Source organism: Streptomyces sp. WM6372 (genome assembly GCF_001279655.1).
GTDB lineage: Bacteria > Actinomycetota > Actinomycetes > Streptomycetales > Streptomycetaceae > Streptomyces.
The window spans coordinates 1-17,725 of sequence record NZ_LGDB01000171.1 but is presented as its reverse complement, the minus strand read 5'-3'; the positions used below and the strand labels follow the sequence as shown (position 1 = coordinate 17,725).

The 17,725-nt window shown below is 72.8% G+C and carries 16 protein-coding genes; 8 read left to right on the top strand and 8 right to left on the bottom strand.

Annotated features, from left to right (window positions below; genetic code table 11):
• Positions 1–86: 86 nt before the first annotated feature.
• From hutH to ADK52_RS13595, 5 genes are all read right to left on the bottom strand, one after another.
• The gene (gene hutH / locus ADK52_RS13615; RefSeq protein WP_053690041.1) at positions 87–1,628 is read right to left on the bottom strand and encodes a histidine ammonia-lyase; all 1,542 of its coding nucleotides are present in this window, start codon (positions 1,626–1,628) and stop codon (positions 87–89) included.
• Positions 1,629–1,766: 138 nt separating this feature from the next.
• On the bottom strand, positions 1,767–2,882 hold the full coding sequence (locus ADK52_RS13610; RefSeq protein ID WP_053690040.1) for a GGDEF domain-containing protein: 1,116 nt from the start codon (positions 2,880–2,882) through the stop codon (positions 1,767–1,769).
• A gap of 146 nt (positions 2,883–3,028) precedes the next feature.
• Positions 3,029–3,811: an enoyl-CoA hydratase/isomerase family protein gene (locus tag ADK52_RS13605; RefSeq protein ID WP_420714856.1), complete on the bottom strand. Its 783-nt coding sequence runs from the start codon at positions 3,809–3,811 to the stop codon at positions 3,029–3,031.
• Positions 3,812–3,844: 33 nt separating this feature from the next.
• A complete protein-coding gene (locus ADK52_RS13600; RefSeq protein WP_053690038.1) occupies positions 3,845–5,029 on the bottom strand; it encodes an adenylate/guanylate cyclase domain-containing protein in 1,185 nt (394 codons plus the stop codon).
• A 142-nt stretch (positions 5,030–5,171) separates the two neighbouring features.
• Entirely contained in the window at positions 5,172–6,038 is an 867-nt protein-coding gene (locus ADK52_RS13595; RefSeq protein ID WP_053690037.1) for a biotin--[acetyl-CoA-carboxylase] ligase, read from the bottom strand.
• A gap of 131 nt (positions 6,039–6,169) precedes the next feature.
• Here ADK52_RS13595 and ADK52_RS13590 point away from each other — a divergent pair, with 131 nt between their 5' ends.
• The 4 genes from ADK52_RS13590 to ADK52_RS13580 all read left to right on the top strand — a co-directional run bounded on the left by ADK52_RS13590 (position 6,170) and on the right by ADK52_RS13580 (position 8,911).
• Positions 6,170–7,765 carry an acyl-CoA carboxylase subunit beta gene (locus tag ADK52_RS13590; protein WP_053690036.1) on the top strand — a complete coding sequence of 532 codons (1,596 nt, stop codon included), beginning with the start codon at positions 6,170–6,172 and terminating at the stop codon, positions 7,763–7,765.
• A gap of 27 nt (positions 7,766–7,792) precedes the next feature.
• Complete coding sequence (locus tag ADK52_RS13585; RefSeq protein ID WP_053690035.1) at positions 7,793–8,002, top strand: acyl-CoA carboxylase epsilon subunit; 210 nt, start codon at positions 7,793–7,795, stop codon at positions 8,000–8,002.
• A gap of 110 nt (positions 8,003–8,112) precedes the next feature.
• Complete coding sequence (mmpB, locus tag ADK52_RS44455) at positions 8,113–8,244, top strand: morphogenic membrane protein MmpB (protein WP_099889787.1); 132 nt, start codon at positions 8,113–8,115, stop codon at positions 8,242–8,244.
• Between the two features lie 49 nt (positions 8,245–8,293).
• Entirely contained in the window at positions 8,294–8,911 is a 618-nt protein-coding gene (locus tag ADK52_RS13580; protein ID WP_053690034.1) for a nucleoside triphosphate pyrophosphatase, read from the top strand.
• Here the strand turns inward: ADK52_RS13580 and ADK52_RS13575 are convergent.
• Entirely contained in the window at positions 8,892–9,380 is a 489-nt protein-coding gene (locus ADK52_RS13575) for a hypothetical protein (protein WP_053690033.1), read from the bottom strand. The two genes, ADK52_RS13580 and ADK52_RS13575, sit on opposite strands and share 20 nt — an antisense overlap.
• Positions 9,381–9,761: 381 nt before the next feature.
• On the opposite strand from ADK52_RS13575, the gene ADK52_RS13570 reads away from it, so the two are divergent.
• Positions 9,762–11,516, top strand: coding sequence for an acetyl/propionyl/methylcrotonyl-CoA carboxylase subunit alpha (locus ADK52_RS13570; RefSeq protein ID WP_053690032.1), 1,755 nt, complete (start codon positions 9,762–9,764; stop codon positions 11,514–11,516).
• Between the two features lie 86 nt (positions 11,517–11,602).
• Here ADK52_RS13570 and ADK52_RS13565 read toward each other — a convergent pair whose 3' ends face one another.
• Together ADK52_RS13565 and ADK52_RS13560 are read right to left on the bottom strand one after the other, a co-directional pair.
• Complete coding sequence (locus ADK52_RS13565) at positions 11,603–12,559, bottom strand: DeoR/GlpR family DNA-binding transcription regulator (RefSeq protein WP_078988298.1); 957 nt, start codon at positions 12,557–12,559, stop codon at positions 11,603–11,605.
• A gap of 174 nt (positions 12,560–12,733) precedes the next feature.
• Entirely contained in the window at positions 12,734–14,173 is a 1,440-nt protein-coding gene (locus ADK52_RS13560; RefSeq protein ID WP_053690030.1) for an NAD(P)H-quinone dehydrogenase, read from the bottom strand.
• A gap of 186 nt (positions 14,174–14,359) precedes the next feature.
• On the opposite strand from ADK52_RS13560, the gene ADK52_RS13555 reads away from it, so the two are divergent.
• From ADK52_RS13555 to ADK52_RS13545, 3 genes are all read left to right on the top strand, one after another.
• Entirely contained in the window at positions 14,360–14,797 is a 438-nt protein-coding gene (locus ADK52_RS13555; RefSeq protein WP_030865395.1) for a gamma-glutamylcyclotransferase, read from the top strand.
• A gap of 152 nt (positions 14,798–14,949) precedes the next feature.
• Positions 14,950–15,756: a purine-nucleoside phosphorylase gene (locus ADK52_RS13550; protein ID WP_030154976.1), complete on the top strand. Its 807-nt coding sequence runs from the start codon at positions 14,950–14,952 to the stop codon at positions 15,754–15,756.
• Between the two features lie 41 nt (positions 15,757–15,797).
• Positions 15,798–17,456 (top strand): phospho-sugar mutase, encoded by a 1,659-nt coding sequence (locus ADK52_RS13545; RefSeq protein WP_053690029.1) that lies wholly within the window; start codon positions 15,798–15,800, stop codon positions 17,454–17,456.
• Positions 17,457–17,725 lie beyond the last annotated feature (269 nt).

Sequence of the window (17,725 nt, the reverse complement as noted above, 5' to 3'; positions counted from 1 at the left end):
GAGGACACGCCGAAGACACGCCGAAGACACGCCGAAGGGCCGCCCCCGGGACTTCCGGGGGCGGCCCTTCGCGGTACGCGTACGACTCAGGCGAGCGGGCCCGTCACCGGCTCCACCGCCGCGACGAGACCGCCGCTGCGGACGAACGCGTCGGCCGCGGCCAGGTCGGGGGCGAGGAAACGATCCGGCCCGGGACCCTCCACACCGGCCGCACGAGCGGCCGCGATGGCCGCCCGGCTCGCCGGGGCCGGGGTGAGCCCGTGCCGCAGCTCGATGGCCCGGGTGGCCGCGTACATCTCGATCGCGATGATCCGGGTCAGGTTGTCGACGGCGGTACGGAGCTTGCGCGCGGCCGACCATCCCATCGAGACGTGGTCCTCCTGCATGGCGGAGGACGGGATCGAGTCGGCGGAGGCCGGCACGGCCAGCCGCTTCATCTCGCTGACCAGGGCGGCCTGCGTGTACTGGGCGATCATCAGGCCGGAGTCGACACCGGCATCGTCCGCCAGGAACGGCGGCAGCCCGTGCGAGCGGTTCTTGTCGAGCAGCCGGTCGGTGCGGCGCTCCGCGATGGAGCCGAGGTCGGCCGCCGCGATCGCCAGGAAGTCCAGGACGTACGCCACCGGCGCGCCGTGGAAGTTGCCGTTGGACTCCACGCGCCCGTCGGGCAGCACCACCGGGTTGTCGACGGCCGAGGCCAGCTCGCGCGAGGCGACGAGGGCGGCGTGCGCCATGGTGTCGCGGCCGGCGCCGGCGACCTGCGGGGCGCAGCGCACCGAGTACGCGTCCTGCACGCGCGGGGCGGACTCCTCCTGGAAGTGCCCGGTGAGCCCGGAGCCGTTCAGGACGGCGGCCATGTTCGCGGCGGAGGCGCCCTGGCCCGGGTGCGGGCGGATGGCGTGCAGCTCGGGCGCGAGCACCTTCTCGGTGCCGAGCAGCGCTTCGAGGGTCAGCGCGGCGGTGATGTCGGCGGACTTGTAGAGCTTGTCGAGGTCGGCGAGGGCCATGACCAGCATGCCGAGCATGCCGTCGGTGCCGTTGAGGAGGGCGAGGCCCTCCTTCTCCTTGAGTTCGACCGGCTGGATCCCGGCCTCGGCGAGCAGCTCGCCCGCGGGGCGCACGACCCCGTCCGGACCCTCCGCGTCGCCTTCGCCCATCAGGGTGAGCGCGCAGTGCGAGAGCGGCGCGAGGTCGCCGGAGCAGCCGAGCGAGCCGTACTCGTGGACGACGGGCGTGATGCCGGCGTTGAGTACGTCGGCCATCGTCTGGGCGACGGACGGCCGGACGCCGGTGTGGCCGGAGGCGACGGTCTTCAGGCGCAGGAACATCAGGGCGCGCACGACCTCCCGCTCGACGCGCGGGCCCATGCCGGCGGCGTGCGAGCGGACGATGTTGCGCTGGAGCTGGGCGCGCAGCTCGGGGCTGATGTGCCGGGAGGCGAGGGCGCCGAAGCCGGTGGACACCCCGTAGACGGGTTCGGGCTTGGCGGCGAGGGCGTCGACGATCTCGCGGGCGCGGGCGAGGGCGGCGAGCGCCTCGCCGGACAGCTCGATCCGCGCGTTGCCGCGGGCGACGGCGATGACGTCCTCGGCGGTGGTCCCGGAGGTCCCCACCACGACAGTGTGCATATCCATATTCAGCACCCTACGGACTGAATCGCTTCATGTCACTAGCGACTTTCGGGAGGGACCCTTACGCCCCGCCACCCGGCCCACCCGAGGCCTCCGCCCGGCCCACGCCCGGCCCACGTCCAGCCCGCCCCCGGCCTACGCCCGGCCGCGGAAGCGGCGGCGTTCGCCGGCCGCCTCCTGCTGGGCCGCGTCGGCCAGCCGGACGACGGCGGTGTCGCGGCCGGCGACCACGGGCTTCGGGGAGCGGGCGGCCTTGGCCTTGTACTGGGCGGCGTCGGCCAGCCGGAACAGCCGCCGGGAGGACTTCACGGGCCCGATCGGGTCCCCGGTGGACGCCACCCCGCAGGCCACGCCCTCCCCGAGCTCCAGCTCGGCGGCGCGCAGGCACAGCTCCTCGGCGACCCGCACCACCTCGTCGGCCGGGGGACCCACGCTGACCAGGCAGAACTCGTCGCCGCCGAGCCGGGCGACGAGCGCGCCGGGCAGTATGGCCCCGCAGAGGCTGAGCACCGACCCGAACCGCTCCAGCAGCCGGTCTCCCATGGCGTGCCCGAGGGTGTCGTTGACCTTCTTGAGCCCGTTCAGGTCGCATACGACGAGGCTGACCACGGCGGCGCTGCGCCGGTGCTCCTCCAGGGCCTCGTCGAGCCGCATGTCGACGGCGCGCCGGTTGGCGAGGCCGGTCAGGGGATCGGTGAAGGCGAGGCGACGGGCCTCTTCCAGCCGCTCGTTCTGCGCGAGGCCGGCGGCGACGACGGCGGCCAGGACGGTCGCGAACTCGGCGTCGTCCGCGTCGAAGTCGGGCAGGCCGGCGTCGCGGGCGACGTACAGCTCGCCCCAGGCGCGGCCGCTGAGCACGATGGGCGCGACCACGCAGGTCCCGCGGCCGCGGCGGCGCAGGGCCTCGCCGCGCCGCCCGGGGCGGCCGCCGGCGGCCCCTTCCACCCAGGCGTGCGGCCCACCGCCCCCGGCCCACCGCTCGTGCAGGAACTCGGTGATCTCGGGAAAGTCGTGGACGGGATAGGACTCGTCCTTGGGGAACTCCTCCTCCCCGCCCCGCAGCCCGCCCTCGTTCACGAGCACGCGGAGCCGGCCGCGCTCGCGCTCCCAGGCGGAGATCGCGGCGAAGGAGCCGTCCATCGCGAGCCGGGCCCCGCGGGCCGCGGCCCGGACGCTGTCCCGCGGTGCGCAAGCGGCGGCCATGGCCTGCGCCAGCCCCACGACGGCTCGCAGCCGCCCGTCGACTCCCATCACCCCAGGTTAGGGAGTTTTGTCAGATTTGCCGACAATCGCCGCGATCTTCGACGAGCGGCCGGCGGCCGCCCGCCGACTTCACGCCGCGGCGGGTGCCGTGGCCTTTCCGGTCACCGCACCAGTGCCCCGGTCCGGCCACAGCACTAGTGCCCCGGCCAGTTGGGGCGGCGCTTCTCGTTGAACGCCGCCACGCCCTCCGCGCGGTCCCCCGAGAAGGCCACCGTCCGCCAGGCCGCGTCCTCGATCTCCAGGCCGGACACCAGGTCCATCCCGTGGCCCAGCCGCAGGGCGCGCTTCGCCGCCCGCAGGCCCACCGGGGAGTTCGCCGCCATACGGGCCGCCAGGGCGAGCGCCTCGGCCCGGACCGTGCCCGCCGGGACCACGGAGTCGACCAGACCCAGCGACAGCGCCTCGGCCGCCTCCACCCGCCGCGCCGTGAAGATCAGCTCGGCCGCCCGCGCCGCGCCCACGCGCCGCGGCAGCAGCTGCGTACCGCCGCCGCCCGGGATCACGCCCACGGAGACCTCCGGGAGCCCGACCACCGCGGTCTCGTCCGCCACGATCACGTCGCAGGCCAGCGCCAGCTCGAAGCCGCCGCCCAGCGCGAACCCGTGCACCGCCGCGATCGTCGGCACCGGCAGCTCCAGCACGCCCCCGTACGCGCCCCGCGTGGTCGGCCGCTGCCGCACCAGCTCCGCGTCCGAGAGCGAGTTGCGCTCCTTGAGGTCGGCCCCGACGCAGAACGCCCGCTCCACCGCCGACGACAGCACGACCACCCGTACCGACACGTCCGACGCGAGCTCCGCGCACGCGTCGCCGATGGCCCGCGCCATCTCCGTCGACACCGCGTTCATCGCCTTCGGCCGGTCCAGGACCAGCTCCGCGACTCCGTCCTCATGACGGCGCACAGCCACGAACTCAGACACAGCGACCACCGCGACCCTCCCGGTTAACGAACGTTACCCGGGGATCTTAGGCTTCCGCCGCGTCAGCGACCAGGGCTCCACGACCCCCAGACCGCGCACCGGCCGCTGCCACATCGGCTGGAGCGCGAAGCGGTAGGTACCGCCGCCCTCCTCCGCCTCGGCCTCCTTCTCGGAGACCGGCGCCGCGCCCGTCCGCCCCAGCTCCTCCGCCATCGCCCCGTCGACCAGCACCGCGTCCTTCGGCGCTATCGACGTCAGCCGCGAGGCCAGGTTCACGGTGGTCCCGAAGACGTCGCCCATCCGGGTCGTCACGGTCCCGAACGCCATGCCGACGCGCAGCTCCGGCATCTGGGCGTCCGCTTCCATCGTCTCGATCAGCCGCAGCGCGATCTCGGCGGCCGTCGCCGCGTCGTCGGCGCAGTACAGCACCTCGTCGCCCAGCGTCTTGATCAGCCGGCCGCCGTGCGCGGCCACCAGGTCCGCCGAGGTCGTCTCGAAGGACTCGACGAGCTCGCCGAGCTCCTCCTCCTCCAGCCGCCGCGTCAAACGGGTGAAGCCGACCAGGTCCGCGAAGCCCACCGCGAGCCGCCGGTCGACCATCTCCTCGTCGTCCGCCACCTGGACCACCCGCCCGGTGGCCGCCGCCAGCTGGCGGCGCCACACGTAGACGAGGAACTCCTCCAGCTCCGGCAGCAGCAGCTCGACCAGCGGGTACGTGACCTCCGTACGGGTCATTCCCGGCTCCGGCGGCTCCGTCAGGCCCTCCAGGAAGGAGTCGATCTGCCATTCCGCCAGCCGGGCGGTGGTCTGGCCCGTGGACCGCGCCACCTGCACGGCCATCGGCTCGCTCAGCAGCCCGGCCTCGACCAGGCCCGCGAGCCTGCGCAGGGCCAGTACGTCGGCCTCCGTCAGCGCCTTGGCCTGGCCGATGTCCGCGAAGCCCATGGCCCGCCAGAAGCGGGAGGCGAGCTCCATCGAGACCCCGGCGCTGCGGGCCGCCTGGAACGGGGTGTACCGGCGCTCCGCACCCAGGATCAGCTGCTCCAGCCGGATGGCGAGCGGGTCCGCCGTCGGCTGCGCGGTGTGGTCGACCTCGTGGTGGGGAGTGTGCTGGTCCCGCCCGATCGGCGTGCCCGGACCGGTGGCCCCGGGGCCGGCCGGCCCCGGACCACCCGTCCGTGAGGCGGACGCGCCGGACGTAGGGTCGTCGACGGTCAAGGGCCGCCTCCTGTCCATTCCGTGCGCACTGCCCTGCCGAACCGGGTGATCACCGGGAGGACCGGGATCGCCTAAACCATACGGCAGGTGTGCCGTAGCTCACTCCCCACTCCCCGCAGCCGCGGCCGGACCGCCGGGCCGGCTACCGCACCGACCGCAGGTGGACGACGTCCCCGGCCCCCACGGCCTCGTGCTCGTCCTCGGCCGTACGGATCACGAGCCGCCCGTCCGCGTCGACCGCTTCCGCCGTCCCGGTGAGTGTGCGCCCGCCGGGCAGGTCCGCCCGTACGTGCCGGCCGAGGGTCACGCAGTCCGCCGCGTAGGCCTCCTGGAGGCCGCTGGCGGCCGGGTCCCCGCCCGCCGCGCGCCAGTCCCCGTACCACTGCTCCAGGGAGCGCAGTACGGCCTTCAGCAGGGGCTCGCGGTCCGTCACGGCGGCCTTGGCCAGGATCAGCGACCCGGCTTCCGGCACCGGCAGCTCGTCCTCGGTCAGGGTGACGTTGAGCCCGATCCCGATCACGACCCCCTCGCCGACCCGCTCGGCGAGGATGCCGCCGGTCTTGCGCTCCTCGCCGTTCACGGTGACGAGCAGGTCGTTGGGCCACTTGAGGGCCGTGTCCACGCCGGCGGCGCGGGACAGCCCGGTCGCGGCGGCCACCCCGGCCAGCAGGGTCAGCCACCCCCACCGCTCCTGCGGTACGGACTCGCCCGGCTTGAGCAGGACGGAGAAGAACAGCCCGGACCGCGGCGGCGCGACCCAGCTGCGGTCGAGCCGTCCGCGCCCGGCGGTCTGCTCCTCGGCGACGAGCACGGATCCCTCGGGCAGCCGCGCGGCCCGGGCGGCGAGATCGGTGTTGGTGGACCCGGTGGCGGAGACCACCTCGACCGAGCTCCACAGCCCCCCGTCGGCGACGAGGGCCCGCTCCAGCGCGGCGGCGCTCAAAGGCGGCCGCTCAAGGCTCGACCAGCGGCCGGTGGAAGCCGCACCTGATGCATCTGATGGCGTCATGCAACCCACAGTAGGTGTGTCAAACGCCGCACTGCCGAGCGCCATGCCCGCCGATACGCTACGCACCAGTAGCCAGCAGTAGTCAATCAATTGACCAGGCAGTTGACACCACACAGGGAGCCGCGACCCCGATGTCACAACCCTCAGAGCCGATCGACATGCACACGACCGCGGGCAAGATCGCGGACCTGCAGCGCCGCATCGACGAAGCCACTCACGCCGGGTCCGCGCGCGCGGTGGAGAAGCAGCACGCCAAGGGGAAGCTGACGGCGCGTGAGCGGGTCGCCCTGCTGCTGGACGAGGGGTCCTTCGTCGAGCTGGACGAGTTCGCCCGGCACCGGTCGACCGCCTTCGGGCTGGAGAAGACCCGCCCCTACGGCGACGGCGTCGTCACCGGCTACGGCACGGTGGACGGCCGCCCGGTGGCCGTGTTCTCCCAGGACTTCACGGTGTTCGGCGGGGCCCTCGGCGAGGTCTACGGGCAGAAGATCATGAAGGTCATGGACTTCGCGCTGAAGACCGGCTGCCCGCTCGTCGGCATCAACGACTCCGGCGGCGCCCGCATCCAGGAGGGCGTCAGCGCGCTGGGCATGTACGGCGAGATCTTCCGCCGCAACGTCCACGCCTCCGGGGTGATCCCGCAGATCAGCCTGATCGTCGGGCCCTGCGCCGGCGGCGCCGTGTACTCCCCCGCCATCACCGACTTCACCGTGATGGTCGACCAGACCTCGCACATGTTCATCACCGGCCCGGACGTCATCAAGACGGTCACCGGCGAGGACGTGGGCTTCGAGGAGCTCGGCGGCGCGCGCACCCACAACTCCACCTCCGGCGTGGCCCACCACATGGCCGGGGACGAGAAGGACGCCATCGAGTACGTCAAGTCCCTGCTGGCGTACCTGCCGTCGAACAACCTCTCCGAGCCGCCCGCCTTCCCCGAGGAGGCGGACACCGAGGTCACCGACACCGACCGCGAGCTCGACGTACTGATCCCGGACAGCGCGAACCAGCCGTACGACATGCACACCGTGATCGAGCACGTGCTCGACGACGCGGAGTTCCTGGAGACGCAGTCGCTGTTCGCGCCGAACATCCTCACCGGCTTCGGCCGGGTCGAGGGGCACCCGGTGGGCATCGTCGCCAACCAGCCGATGCAGTTCGCCGGCTGCCTGGACATCAACGCCTCCGAGAAGGCCGCCCGCTTCGTGCGGACCTGCGACGCCTTCAACGTCCCGGTGCTGACGTTCGTGGACGTCCCGGGCTTCCTGCCGGGCACGGACCAGGAGTACAACGGAATCATCCGGCGCGGCGCGAAGCTGATCTACGCCTACGCCGAGGCCACCGTCCCCCTGATCACCGTCATCACCCGCAAGGCCTTCGGCGGCGCGTACGACGTCATGGGCTCCAAGCACCTCGGCGCGGACCTGAACCTGGCCTGGCCGACCGCGCAGATCGCCGTCATGGGCGCGCAGGGCGCGGTCAACATCCTGCACCGGCGCGCCATCGCCGAGGCGGAGGAGGCGGGCACCGCCGAGGAGACGCGGGCCCGGCTCATCGCCGAGTACGAGGACACGCTGCTGAACCCGTACACGGCCGCCGAGCGCGGTTACATCGACGCGGTGACCATGCCGTCGGAGACCCGGGCCCACGTGGTCAAGGGGCTGCGGCAGCTGCGCACCAAGCGGGAGTCCCTGCCCCCGAAGAAGCACGGCAACATCCCCCTCTAGGACGCTAGGACACTAGGAGGCAGTCCCGTGGTGATCAAGGTCGTCAAGGGGAACCCGACGCCCGAGGAGCTGGCCGCCGCACTGGCGGTGGTCCAAGCGCGCGCGGCGGTGCTGGCGTCGGCACCGCCGGGCGCCGCACGGGTGGCGGACGAGTGGTCGGCGCCGGCCCGGGTGGCCCGGCGGACGCTGCCGCAGCCGGGGCCGCGCGCGTGGGCCCGTACGTACTGGCCCGGATAGGCGGGGTCCGGACGGGCCCCCGGCCGGTCGTGAAGATGGTGTGAACGGACCGTGGCGCCTGAGTACCCGTACTCAGGCGCCACGCCGTTGCGCGGGGCCAGTATCGGGGCATGCTCTGGTCAGACCCGAAGAACGAGCCGCCCAAGGACATGCGCGACGCGCAGGCGATGGTCCGGCGGATGACCGTGGTGGTCGTCCTCGCGATGCTGGTGGTCGTGTACGTGCTGGGCGTGGGCTTCTAGGGACGTCCGGCGGGTCGGGGGCGTGCGGGCCGCGCCTACGATGACGGGCATGACTGCTGCTGCCCAGGGCCCGGCCCACGCCCTCGTCCTCGCCTCCGCCTCGCCCGCCCGGCTCAACCTGCTGCGGCAGGCCGGGCTGGCCCCGCACGTGATCGTCAGCCACTTCGACGAGGACGCGCTCAGCGCGGAGACCCCGGCCGAGCTGGCGCTGGCGCTGGCCGAGGCCAAGGCGGGCGTCGTGGCGGCCCTGGACGAGGCCGCGGGCGCCCTGGTGATCGGCTGCGACTCCGTGCTGGAGCTGGACGGCGAGGCGCTCGGCAAGCCGGCGGACGCCGAGGAGGCCACGGCCCGCTGGAAGTCGATGCGCGGGCGGGCCGGGATGCTGCGCACCGGGCACTGCGTGATCGACACGGCGACGGGGCGTCAGGTATCGGCCACGGCTTCGACGACGGTCCGGTTCGGCGAGCCGACGGACGCCGAGGTGGCCGCGTACGTGGCGAGCGGCGAGCCGCTGCACGTGGCCGGGGCCTTCACCCTGGACGGGCTGTCGGCCCCGTTCATCGAGGGCATCGACGGCGACCCCGGGAACGTCATCGGGCTGTCGCTGCCGCTGCTGCGCTCCCTGCTGGGCGAACTGGGCGTGTCGATCACGGATTTGTGGGCTTGAGCTCCCCGAACGGCGCGGGCGGGGCGTCACGGCCGTCAGGGGCACCCCCTGAGGCCGCCCCGGCCGCGCCCTGGGCCGCGTAGAGCATCAGGGCCAGGACCAGCAGGCACAGGATCAGCATCATCACCGCGAAGGCGCCCCAGCCGACGAGCCCCACGGCGAGGGCGCCGAGCACCCCGTGGGTGACGGCGGCGGTGACGAGCACGACGCGCGCGAAGGTGCCGGGCGCGCGGTCGCGTACGGCCGCCACGGCGAGGAGCACGGCGCACAGGAGCAGGAAGGCGCCGATGCCCGCCCCCATCGCGTACGTCGCCGTAGACATGACATCAGGGTCCATGCCCGCGATGGACATCGACTGGTTGTGGGTGGTCCTGCCCAGCACGATGTGGACCAGGACCAGTACCGCCGCCTCGGCGACGAGCACGACCGCGGCCAGTCCGGCCACGAGCCTGCGCAGCACGACGCCCACGACGAACCCACCCCCCACAGCGACGCACAAGCCTGTTCGACGCCCTGGAGGCTACTAACGGGTAAACGTACGGACAAGGGGGCCGGGCAGCTTCGTTACACGGGGCGCCCTCGCCGGCGATCACGCAAAGAATGTGTGGGCCGTTCGTAGGGACTCGACAAAGAATCACCGGGGCCCGCTGACCGGGCGAACAGAGACCTCGGATGGGTGACGGGGTTACTGTGCAGTCGGGGATCCCCCTGACCTGGGGCGCCACAAGGGCTTTCCTCACTCGAGGCGGACTCGAATCACACTCCGTGTGGGCAAGGTCACCTCTAGGGAAGGGTCGAAACGCCGTGTGGGCTGTCCCTAAACTCAGCTTGTTTCAAGGAGGGAGCCATCGTGCGCAAGGTGCTCATCGCCAACCGTGGCGAAATCGCTGTCCGCGTTGCTCGGGCCTGCCGGGATGCCGGAATCGCAAGCGTAGCCGTCTACGCCGATCCGGACCGGGACGCTCTGCATGTCCGCGCGGCCGACGAAGCTTTCGCGTTGGGCGGTGACACCCCGGCCGCCAGCTACCTGGACATCTCCAAGGTCCTCCAGGCCGCAGCCGATTCCGGCGCGGACGCCATCCATCCCGGATACGGCTTCCTCTCCGAGAACGCCGAATTCGCGCAGGCCGTGCTCGACGCCGGCCTGACCTGGATCGGCCCGCCCCCGCAGGCCATCCGCGACCTGGGTGACAAGGTCGCCGCCCGCCACATCGCCCAGCGCGCCGGCGCCCCGCTCGTCGCGGGCACCCCGGACCCGGTCTCCGGGGCCGACGAGGTCGTCGCGTTCGCCGAGCAGCACGGCCTGCCGATCGCGATCAAGGCCGCCTTCGGCGGCGGCGGCCGCGGCCTGAAGGTCGCCCGCACGCTCGAAGAGGTCCCCGAGCTCTACGACTCGGCCGTCCGCGAGGCCGTCGCGGCCTTCGGCCGCGGCGAGTGCTTCGTCGAGCGCTACCTCGACAAGCCGCGCCACGTCGAGACGCAGTGCCTGGCCGACTCCCACGGCAACGTGGTCGTCGTCTCCACCCGTGACTGCTCCCTCCAGCGCCGCCACCAGAAGCTGGTCGAGGAAGCCCCCGCGCCGTTCCTGTCGGAGGCTCAGAACGCCGAGCTGTACGCGGCGTCGAAGGCGATCCTGAAGGAGGCCGGCTACGTCGGCGCCGGCACGGTCGAGTTCCTGGTCGGCACGGACGGGACGATCTCCTTCCTGGAGGTCAACACCCGTCTGCAGGTCGAGCACCCGGTCACCGAAGAGGTCACCGGCATCGACCTGGTCCGCGAGATGTTCCGCATCGCCGACGGCGAGGAGCTCGGCTACGGCGACCCGGTCCTGCGCGGGCACTCCTTCGAGTTCCGCATCAACGGCGAGGACCCGGGCCGCGGCTTCCTGCCGGCCCCCGGCACCGTCACCAAGTTCAACGCCCCCTCCGGCCCCGGTGTCCGCCTGGACGCGGGCGTGGAGTCCGGCTCGGTCATCGGCCCGGCCTGGGACTCCCTCCTCGCCAAGCTCATCGTCACGGGCGCCACGCGCGAGCAGGCCCTGCAGCGGGCGGCGCGCGCGCTGGCGGAGTTCGACGTGGAGGGCATGGCCACGGCCATCCCGTTCCACCGCGCGGTCGTCGCCGACCCGGCGTTCACCTCGAACCCCTTCCGGGTCCACACCCGCTGGATCGAGACCGAGTTCGTCAACGACATCCCCGCGTTCGTCGCCCCGGCGGCGGAGGACACGGAGGACGAGCCGGGCCGCGAGACGGTCGTCGTCGAGGTCGGCGGCAAGCGCCTGGAGGTCTCCCTCCCGTCCTCGCTGGGCATGACGCTGGCCCGCACGGCCGCGGCGGGCGGCGCGAAGCCGAAGCGCCGCGCGGCGAAGAAGTCCGGCCCGGCCGCCTCCGGCGACACGCTGGCGTCCCCGATGCAGGGCACGATCGTCAAGGTCGCGGTCGAGGAGGGCCAGCAGGTCAACGAGGGCGACCTGGTCGTCGTCCTGGAGGCCATGAAGATGGAGCAGCCGCTGAACGCGCACCGCTCCGGCACGATCGTCGGCCTCACCGCCGAAGTCGGCGCCAGCCTCACCTCCGGCGCCACCATCTGCGAGATCAAGGACTGACGTCCTTGAACCGCTGAGGCCCGGAATCCCCGCGGGGGTTCCGGGCCTCACGCGTTTCGGGGCGCCATACCGCCACCGGGCGCCCCCTAGCGGCGCCGCATGTCCGCGACGCGGGGGCGGTCCCCCGCGGACTGCTGCTCCAGCATCGACGCGGGGGCGCTGCGCAGCTGGGCCGTCGGCCCCCCGCGCCGCTGCACCGGCAGCGGGGACTCGCGGCGCGGGCGGCGGCCCGCCATGCCCTCGCCCGTACCGCCGGAGGCCACGGCCCCGGCGATGGTGATCTGGACCCCCTGGTCGGCCAGTGCCTGGAGTTCCGTCGCCGCGCGGTCGTCGTGCGGCGGGGGCTCGTCGGTGACCAGACGGGTCATCACATCGGTGGGCACCGTCTGGAACATGGTGTCGGTGCCCAGCTTCGTGTGGTCCGCGAGGACCACCACCTCCGCCGCCGCCTGGACCAGGGCCCGGTCCACGCTCGCCGACAGCATGTTGGACGTGGACAGACCGCGTTCCGCGGTCAGACCGCTGCCGGACAGGAAGGCCCGGGAGACCCGCAGCCCCTGGAGGGACTGCTCCGCCCCGCTGCCGACCAGCGCGTAGTTGGAGCCGCGCAGGGTGCCGCCCGTCATGACGACCTCGACCCGGTTGGCGTGGGCCAGCGCCTGGGCGACGAGGAGGGAGTTGGTCACGACGGTCAGGCCGGGCACCCGGGCGAGCCGGCGGGCCAGCTCCTGGGTCGTGGTGCCCGCGCCGACGACGACGGCCTCGCCCTCTTCGACGAGGGAGGCCGCGACATCGGCGATGGCGGTCTTCTCCGCCGTCGCGAGATGGGACTTTTGCGGGAAGCCGGATTCACGGGTGAAACCGCCCGGCAGCACCGCACCGCCGTGTCGGCGGTCGAGGAGTCCTTCTGCCTCCAGCGCCCGCACGTCCCGCCGTACGGTCACTTCGGAGGTCTGGACGACGCGGGCGAGCTCCCGGAGCGATACCGCTCCGTTGGCCCGCACCATTTCGAGAATCAATTGGCGACGTTCTGCAGCGAACACGAAACTGACAGTAACCCCAACGACCGTCTTGTTTCAGCTCCTTGCGCCGGAATACCGAAGTTGTCCATAAAACAGGGCGACTAGTGGTATACGCGGCGAGGCGGTTGAGTGAACGTCACTCCACCCTCCGAAGGCCCGCCCCAAGTCCCCCCTGACGTGGGGCGGTTACCGCCCTCAGGCCTCGCCGGCGGCCTTCCGCGTGTGCAGCTGGCGCGCCACCTCGGCGATCGAACCCGACAGCGAGGGGTACACCGTGAACGCGTTTGCGATCTGCTCGACGGTCAGGTTGTTGTCGACCGCGATCGAGATGGGGTGGATCAGCTCGCTCGCCCGCGGGGAGACCACCACGCCGCCGACCACGATTCCGGTGCCCGGGCGGCAGAACAGCTTCACGAACCCGTCCCGGATGCCCTGCATCTTGGCGCGCGCGTTGCGCAGCAGGGGCAGCTTCACGACACGGGCGTCGATCTTCCCGGAGTCCACATCGGCCTGGGTGTAACCGACAGTGGCGATCTCCGGGTCGGTGAAGACGTTCGACGAGACCGTCTTGAGGTTCAGCGGGGCCACCGCGTCGCCGAGGAAGTGGTACATCGCGATGCGGCCCTGCATGGCCGCGACGGAGGCCAGCGCGAAGATCCCGGTCACGTCGCCAGCCGCGTACACGCCGGGCGCGGACGTACGGGAGACCTTGTCGGTCCAGATGTGCCCGGACTCCTTGAGCCGGACCCCGGACTCCTCCAGGTTCATGTCCTTGGTGTTCGGGATCGCGCCGACCGCCATCAGGCAGTGCGTGCCGGTGATGACCCGGCCGTCGGAGAGCGTGACCTCGACGCGGTCGCCGACGCGCTTGGCGGACTCGGCGCGGGAGCGGCCCACGACGTTCATGCCGCGGCGCCGGAAGACGTCCTCCAGTACGGCCGCCGCGTCCGGGTCCTCGCCGGGCAGCACGCGGTCGCGCGAGGAGATCAGCGTGACCCGGGAGCCGAGGGCCTGGTACGCGCCGGCGAACTCGGCGCCGGTGACGCCGGAGCCGACCACGATGAGCTCCTCGGGGAGCTCGTCGAGGTCGTAGACCTGGGTCCAGTTCAGGATCCGCTCGCCGTCGGGCATGGCGTCGGGGATCTCGCGGGGGTGGCCGCCGGTCGCGATCAGCACGGCGTCGGCCGTCAGGATCGTCTCGGTGCCGTCGGCGGCGGTGACGATGACGTCGCGCGTGCCGTCGATGCCCTGCGGGCCGCCGAGCTTGCCGCGGCCCCGTACGACGCGGGCGCCGGCCCGGGTGACGGACGCGGTGATGTCGTGCGACTGGGCGAGCGCGAGGCGCTTGACGCGCCGGTTCACCTTGCCGAGGTCCACGCCGACGACGCGCGCGGCCTGCTCGATGTGCGGGGTGTCGTCGGCGACGACGATGCCGAGTTCCTCGTACGACGAGTCGAAGGTCGTCATGACCTCTGCGGTCGCGATGAGGGTCTTGGAGGGTACGCAGTCGGTGAGGACGGACGCGCCACCGAGGCCGTCGCAGTCGACGACGGTCACCTCCGCGCCGAGCTGGGCCCCCACGAGGGCCGCCTCATACCCGCCGGGTCCGCCGCCGATGATCACGATCCGGGTCACGAAAACTCCGCCTCACGTCTACCCGGCCGGCTGCCGCCCCGGCCGGGGCTTCCGGGGGGACTCCCCGGGGGATGCATTCCGTGCCCCATTGTCCCGCACGCTTCAAGGTGCTTCTCCCCCGGTCCGGCCATCCGTGAGGACGGCCGGGCACGCGGCCCGCCCCGCCCCTCCCGTACCCTCGACCTCATGTCGCTCTACGCCGCGTACGCCGGCAACCTCGACCCGCGGCTGATGACGCGCCGCGCTCCGCATTCGCCGCTGCGCGGCACGGGCTGGATCAACGACTGGCGGCTGACCTTCGGCGGTGAGCAGATGGGGTGGGAGGGCGCCCTGGCCACGATCGTCGAGGCCCCGCGCCACCAGGTGTTCGTCGCCCTGTACGACATCGCGCCGCTGGACGAGGACTCCATGGACCGGTGGGAGGGCGTCGGGCTCGACATCTACCGCCGGATGCGGATCCGCGTCCACACGCTGGACGGCGAGGAGCCGGCGTGGTGCTACGTGCTGAACGGCTACGAGGGCGGCCTGCCCTCGGCGCGCTACCTCGGCGAGATCGCCGACGCGGCCGAATCGGCGGGGGCCCCGCACGACTACGTGATGGAACTGCGCAAGCGCCCCTGCTAGAGCCGTCCGGCGCGCGCCCCCTGGGTGAGCGGGCGGGTGACGCGGGCCGGCGAAGCGCCGGGGCATTTCGGCGGAAACGACAAGGCAACGATCCGAACACCGTGAGCTGCGCCATCTACGCGCGTAGGCAATGCTCGGCTACGCTCGTCTGCGTGAACGCATCTGTTACCGACCCCTTCGCCGACGCCACCGCCGCAGCCGCCCGCCTGCGTGAGCTGACCGGCGCCGAAACCCACGATGTCGCCCTCGTCATGGGCTCCGGCTGGGCCCCCGCCGCAGAGGCGCTGGGCGCGCCCGAGGCCGAGTTCCCCGTCACCGAGCTGCCGGGCTTCCCGCCCGCCGCCGTCGAGGGCCACGGCGGCAAGATCCGCTCGTACAAGATCGGCGACAAGCGCGCGCTGGTCTTCCTCGGCCGGACCCACTACTACGAGGGCCGCGGCGTCGCCGCCGTCGCCCACGGCGTGCGCACCGCCGTCGCCGCCGGCTGCAAGACCGTCGTCCTGACCAACGGCTGCGGCGGCCTGCGCGAGGGCATGAAGCCCGGCCAGCCCGTCCTGATCAGCGACCACCTCAACCTGACGGCCACCTCGCCGATCGTCGGCGCGAACTTCGTGGACCTGACCGACCTGTACTCGCCGCGCCTGCGCGCGATGTGCAAGGAGATCGACGAGACCCTCGAAGAGGGCGTCTACGTCCAGTTCCCCGGCCCGCACTACGAGACCCCGGCCGAGATCAACATGATCCGCGTCATGGGAGCCGACCTGGTCGGCATGTCCACCGTGCTGGAGGCCATCGCCGCCCGCGAGGCCGGCGCCGAGGTGCTCGGCATCTCCCTGGTCACCAACCTGGCGGCGGGCATCTCCGGCGAGCCGCTGAACCACGAAGAGGTGCTCCAGGCCGGCCGCGACTCGGCCGCGCGCATGGGCAAGCTGCTGACGCAGGTCCTCGCCCGCATCTGAGGCATCGGCACCGTACGAGAGACAAGGCGGAAGCAGTGGCAGTGCAGGAACAGGACGACCTGATCACCCGGGCGCGGGCCTGGCTGGCGGAGGACCCGGACCCGGAGACGGCGGCCGAGCTGGCCGAGCTCGTCGACGCGTCGGACGACGCCGCGGTCGCGGCGGAGCTCGCGGACCGGTTCTCCGGCACCCTGCAGTTCGGCACGGCCGGACTGCGCGGCGAGATCGGCGCGGGCCCGATGCGGATGAACCGCTCCGTGGTCATCCGGGCCGCGGCGGGCCTCGCGGCCTACCTCAAGGCCCAGGGTCACGCCGGCGGCCTGGTCGTCGTCGGCTACGACGCGCGGTACAAGTCCGCGGACTTCGCCCGCGACACCGCCGCCGTGATGACCGGCGCGGGCCTGCGCGCGGCCGTCCTGCCCCGCCCGCTGCCGACGCCCGTCCTCGCGTACGCCATACGGCACCTGGGTGCCGTCGCCGGCGTCGAGGTGACCGCGAGCCACAACCCGCCCCGGGACAACGGCTACAAGGTCTACCTCGGCGACGGCTCGCAGATCGTGTCCCCCGCGGACGTCGAGATCGCGGCGGAGATCGAGCGCGTGGACACCCTCGCCTCGGTCCCCCGCCCGGAGTCCGGCTGGGAGAACCTCGGCGACGAGGTCCTGGAGGCCTATCTGGCCCGTACGGACGCCGTCCTGACCCCCGGCTCCCCCCGGGGCGTGCGGACCGTCTACACGGCCATGCACGGCGTCGGCAAGGACGTCGTCCTGGCGGCCTTCGCCCGGGCCGGCTTTCCGGAGCCGGTCCTGGTCGCCGAGCAGGCGGAGCCGGACCCGGCGTTCCCGACGGTGGCCTTCCCGAACCCGGAGGAGCCGGGCGCGATGGACCTGTCGTTCGCGACGGCCGCCGAGGCCCAGCCCGACATCGTGATCGCCAACGACCCGGACGCGGACCGCTGCGCCGTGGCCGTACCCACCGCGGACGGCTGGCGGATGCTCCGCGGCGACGAGGTCGGCGCGCTGCTGGCCGCCCACCTGGTCCACAAGGGCGCCCGCGGCGTCTTCGCCGAGTCCATCGTCTCGTCGTCCCTCCTGGGCCGGATCGCGGAGGCGGCGGGCGTCGGCTACGAGGAGACCCTCACGGGCTTCAAGTGGATCGCCCGCGTCGAGGGCCTGCGGTACGGCTACGAGGAGGCGCTCGGCTACTGCGTCGACCCCGAGGGCGTCCGCGACAAGGACGGCATCACGGCCGCCCTGCTGGTGGCGGAGCTGGCCTCGGAGCTCAAGGAGCAGGGCCGCACGCTGACCGACCTGCTGGACGACCTGGCGATGGCCCACGGCCTGCACCACACCGACCAGCTGTCGGTTCGCGTCGAGGACCTCTCGATCATCGCCAACGCCATGGCGCGGCTGCGCGCGGAGCCCCCGACGGCCCTGGCGGGCCTGCGGGTGGTCTCGGCGGAGGACCTGAACCGGGGCACGGACAAGCTCCCGCCCACGGACGGCCTGCGCTACCACCTGGAGGGCGACTACAAGGCCCGGGTGATCTGCCGCCCCTCCGGCACCGAGCCCAAGCTCAAGTGCTACCTGGAGGTCGTGGTCCCGGTCTCCGAGGCCTCCGACCTGGAGCCGGCCCGCGTCCGCGGCCAGGAAGTCCTGGACGGGATCAAGAAGGACCTCGCGGCGGCCATGGGCATCTGATGGCGTGGCGGTGACGGAACGCGTGGCGTTGCGTCGCGGGTGACGTCGGGCCCGTTGCGTCGCGCGATGCGTCGCCGGCCGTTGCGTCGCGCCCGTTGCGTCGCGTGATGCGTCGCGCGCCGCCCACGCGGCTCGCCTCCGGCGGGCCCCACCGGCTTCGCGCCACTGCGCCGGACCCGTCCGTCCGGTGCAGTCCCAAGGGCGTCAGCCCTCGCCCGGCCCCCTCGGCTCCCCCTGAGGGGGCCGTCGGCGTTGGGGGGGGCGGGGGT